The sequence below is a fragment of the Treponema sp. R80B11-R83G3 genome (assembly GCF_054786115.1).
This window is the reverse complement of sequence record NZ_BDHF01000106.1, coordinates 1-4,380: the sequence shown is the minus strand read 5'-3', so window position 1 is coordinate 4,380 and position 4,380 is coordinate 1. Positions and strand designations below refer to the sequence as shown.

At 39.0% G+C, this 4,380-nt stretch carries 4 protein-coding genes; all 4 read right to left on the bottom strand.

Annotation, left to right across the window (positions count from 1 at the left end):
- On the bottom strand, positions 1-495 hold a 495-nt coding region (locus ACYVRH_RS11015), incomplete at its 3' end, for a hypothetical protein (protein ID WP_461256963.1).
- A 97-nt stretch (positions 496-592) separates the two neighbouring features.
- The gene (locus ACYVRH_RS11010; RefSeq protein WP_461256962.1) at positions 593-2,203 is read right to left on the bottom strand and encodes a fibronectin type III domain-containing protein; all 1,611 of its coding nucleotides are present in this window, start codon (positions 2,201-2,203) and stop codon (positions 593-595) included.
- Between the two features lie 103 nt (positions 2,204-2,306).
- On the bottom strand, positions 2,307-3,095 hold the full coding sequence (locus tag ACYVRH_RS11005; protein WP_461256961.1) for a CIA30 family protein: 789 nt from the start codon (positions 3,093-3,095) through the stop codon (positions 2,307-2,309).
- A gap of 162 nt (positions 3,096-3,257) precedes the next feature.
- Complete coding sequence (locus ACYVRH_RS11000; protein ID WP_461256960.1) at positions 3,258-4,319, bottom strand: MBL fold metallo-hydrolase; 1,062 nt, start codon at positions 4,317-4,319, stop codon at positions 3,258-3,260.
- Positions 4,320-4,380 lie beyond the last annotated feature (61 nt).

Here is a 4,380-nt window from a genome sequence, read left to right as displayed (position 1 = left end):
ATAAAAGATATAACCGACTACTTTTTTCGTGTCATTAAGCAAATTCGATATATTTATACGATACGAATTTGAGCCATTTCTTACTGAACGAACATCCATTTCATTTATATCAATATCTGGAAAATCTTTTGCGGCTTTTGCAAGTATAATAAAAGCGGCTGGATTTGCTGAAAATGAATTCTCATGAAGATCAGAAGGATAATCCAAACGATAATTAACCCATAGATTGTATTTACTAATATTCGTTGTACCACTCATTGTCACGGTTTTAGTACGAATATAGCAATCTTCATAAGTTTTCAAAACTGTTTCACCTTCTAACGGTGGCTTGGTAAACATTGCCAAGCCTCCGTTATTTACCAAAAAGTCTCTTCTTTCTAACGCTTTTTTTTCTTCGGTGGTCACACAAGACTGCAACAAAATAATAAATATCGCTACAACGCAAATTGTAATAATAGGTGGCACTTGTATTTTTTTTACAGAAAACATTTTCATACGAAACTCCTTAACCAAAAATTAAATGTAATATATTTTAATCCCACAGTAAAGCGGCGACAATCACCGTAAAGATTGGTTGTCGCCGTTCTCTTTGCTAAACTTTTCCTTTCCCATTACAAACTGTGCATTTGCCTGATCCGCTACAACTTTTGCAAGTTACTTCTTTTCTTCCGTTGCAAGCGGAACAAGTTTCTTTTTTAGAACCCTTTGTTACAGTACCGCTTCCATAACAAATCCAGCACGTAACAGTTCCACCCCTGCAACGACTTCCCATATAATCAGCTTGACAGTCTCCTGAACCATGACAATTTGGACACAACATTTGTCCCGCGCTTGCGGCGGCAGGCGGTGATGACGGTACTGATGACGGCGTACTGGGTAATGGCGGAGGCGGTACTGGGGCACCAGTCTTAATAACCAGAGCTTGAGAAAAATAACCCATAACATTCGAACTTTTTACCTCAGCATTAACATAGAAATAATATGTTGTATTGGAAGTTAACCCATAAATTGAACATATAGTACGTTTGGAACTATCGGAATATAAATATTGGTCATAAATAGCAAAAAGACCTGTACTTTTATTCTCTTGTCCATGTATAAGACCATATTTTGTGGTTGGAGAAGACTCCAATGAAACCCATACATTATAATTATAGTCACCGTCGTTAGTAAGCGGATCCCATCGTATTTCTATAGCGTTTCCACTAGCCCCAGTAAGACGCAGATTGATTGGAGCATCCGGTTTGTCGGAAGCAAAAGTTTTCGCAGACGCTACTGTTGAAAAGTCGCTTTCTCCTATAGCATTCACAGCTGTTATAAAAAAGTAATAGTTGGTATTTGCCTGACCATTATTCGTAGTTTGTGAAGTTCCGGTAACTGTTCCGAGTTTTACCTTTGTATTTGTTTCGTTATTCGCTGTGTAATAAATTGTGTAACTGCTAGCGCCTGTAACCGAAGACCACCTTAATGATACTTTGCTTGAAGATATTGCAACGGCTTCTACGGTTGCCGGAGTGTCAGGCACGCCTAGTTTAACCGCTTTATATGCCGAATAGACGCTTTCTCCGTAACTGTTCACGGCGGTAACATAATACCAGTAAACGGTATTGGCGGTTAATCCAGTATGGGTAAATGAAGTGGTTCCTGTTGCGGTTCCTGCTTTTAGCAGGGCATCTCCGCCTTCGGCTATGTAAAAAACATTGTAGCTTGTGGCTCTTGTTACAGCACTCCAACTTACATTTATTGATGTTGACGATGTTATTGATGCTCCTAATCCTGATGGAACGGCAGGCGTGCCGTTGGAAATTTCGAGTACCCCTGCGTACAGATCTGTTTTCTTGTCCCAACCTTGCGATGCTGTTACTTCAAATGTTACGGTATATCTTCCTATGTCTACAGGTGCGTATTCCATTTTACTGTATTGCGTTCCGCCTATTCCTTCATAGTAAACGGTTACATCTCCTGTGGTTTTACCAGTTTTGGGCGTAACGGTTACCGCTTTTTGCGTACCGTCAAAATAGGCGGTTGTCGCTCCGACTATGGTAAAGTCGGATGCTGTTGGTACTCCGTTAGGCGGTGGCGGCAGGTCATTGTTTTTGCCATTACCATCTTCGCAAGTGACCATTGAAAATCCGATTACCGCTACAAGGGCGATAATCTCAATTATTCTTCTGATATTTTTCAATTTGTCTGTGCTTTTCATAAAATTCTCCCAAATTAAAATATAAATAAATTACCCCAAAAAGGAAACTAGGGATTTACATAGTTTGAATGGATTTTAAGTGTAAATTTGCCGTTTTTTCGTATTAATAAATTTCAAAATCGAATATCTGTAAAAAAAAGTTAATATTTCCCGGTTTGAAAGGTTTTGTGCAAATATCCAGACCGTTTATTGTCTCTTTGTTAAAATCGAAATAATATCTTTCTTCCGCCCATTCGGTCAGATACAAACTTGAATATGGTATATCAACAACGATTACCTGATCCTTGACGGTTCCAAATTCATACAGATAATTAGTCCAATAGGTTTCCGCAGTTGATTCTATTGTTTTTAATTCCAAATACCACGATTTTCCGTCTCCCCTCGCCTTAAACCGTATTCCGTTTGCCTGCCTTAATCGTTTAATAATATCGTATTTGTAGGTAAACGCCTGCGCATATTCATTTTCGCCTTCTCTTTTTGCCATTTTTATTTTGATATTTAAAACGCTATCGATGGTTTCTCCGTCAATATCTTCCTTAGCTGCATATACTTCCGCAGTAGAGGAGCCTCCTGTTTCCTCGTCAGTCGAGCCGTAAAAACCTAGTTTAAAAGCCGGTATTATACCGTTTTCCTGCACGGAATTAGCAAATTGATTTTTGGTCTTAGAAACAGGTAACGCGGCCTCAGATTCGGGAGGAATATTAATATTGGTTGAATATTTGGCAAAAAGTTCCTGTATGCTATGAACACCCAACTTGTTATAAATTTTGGTGCGGTGAAAATCTACAGTAGCATTACTTATATTAAGTTTATGGGCTATTTCTTTTGGCGAAACGCCTTCAAGCAACAAGTCAAAAATTTCCCGTTCACGATGGGATAAATTTTCCAACATGATATGGAAATTATATAAATTTTTAATAAAGAATGCAAGTATTAATTATTCATGAATAATGAGTTAAAGCAGTAAGCAAAGCAATTTGTCAACAAGCTAAGATCACAAACAACTACATTGTTCATTGCTAATTGCTAATTGCTAATTGCTAATTGCTAATTGCTAATTGCTAATTGTTACATACTCCCCCACTCTCAATGGCAGTATACTGTCCGTAAGTTCGGGATTTTGTTTAATCGCGTTGTCAATTTCAAATAACGGATAAAGCAGAGGCTCGTTGCTCAGACTTATAACGCCAAAGTGCATGGGAATTGAAATCTTCGCTTTTGTTTCCTGTGCCGCCATTAAAAACTCTTTTACATTCATGTGCGCGTAATGCATGAACCAGCGCGGCTCATAAGCGCCAGCCCCCATAATGGCATAATCAATATCCCAGCGGTTCCCGAATTCTTTAAACCCGATAAAATAACCCGTGTCGCCTGAAAAATAAATTGTTTTCACGCCTTTAATTATATACCCGCCCCACAAAGTACTGCCGCCCTTTTGCCCTAACCGCCGAGACCAATGCTGGGCAGGCACAAACGTATATTCAATACCGTCAATAGTAATATCCTGCCACCAGCCAAGCTCGTGCACTTCTTTCGCGCCGTAACTTGAAACTAGTTTTTTAAGGCCTAACGGAACGATAAAGACCGCATTTTTTTTCGCAAGCTGTTTTACAGAATACTTATCCAGATGATCATAATGATTGTGGCTTATTAACACCACAGGCCTTTCCGCGACTTTGGAAAAATCAAATTTAATTTTAACTTTTTTTGGCACTATCATCGCCGCGTTTGAAAAAAACGGGTCTGTAAAAATTGTCTGCCCGTTCATCTTGATAATTATCGAAGCGTGGCCGGCATTGGTAATGCTGTCAAAAGCGTTATCTGAAAGATAAGAAAAATCATTGGGTACCGCGCCGTATTGGGCGTTGGACGGCTCTTCAAATTGCCCTTTGCTTTTAAAATATCCGCCTTTTCTTTTTTCTCTTTCCAGCCAAGGGTTAAAAAACGTGCCGTCGTCGGCGACATTATTCGCGTATAAAAGAGCGCTGTCCGGCGCGTGAGTTTTCTCATACCAGTCGTCCTCTGAAAACTCAGGCGGCGGAGACGAGCATTTAGAAAAAGAAAAAAGCATAATCATTAATAGAAAACATAAAAGCAGTTTATCCCTTAAAACCACTGTTATATCCCCTTTACCTTCTTAAAGATTATTTCCATATAAGTATAATACATTATATATC

Bases quoted from the DNA above. Each gene is read 5' to 3' on its own strand.
- ACYVRH_RS11010 (WP_461256962.1), bottom strand. From the start codon at position 2,203: ATGAAAAGCACAGACAAATTGAAAAATATCAGAAGAATAATTGAGATT.
- ACYVRH_RS11005 (WP_461256961.1), bottom strand. From the start codon at position 3,095: ATGTTGGAAAATTTATCCCATCGTGAACGGGAAATTTTTGACTTGTTG.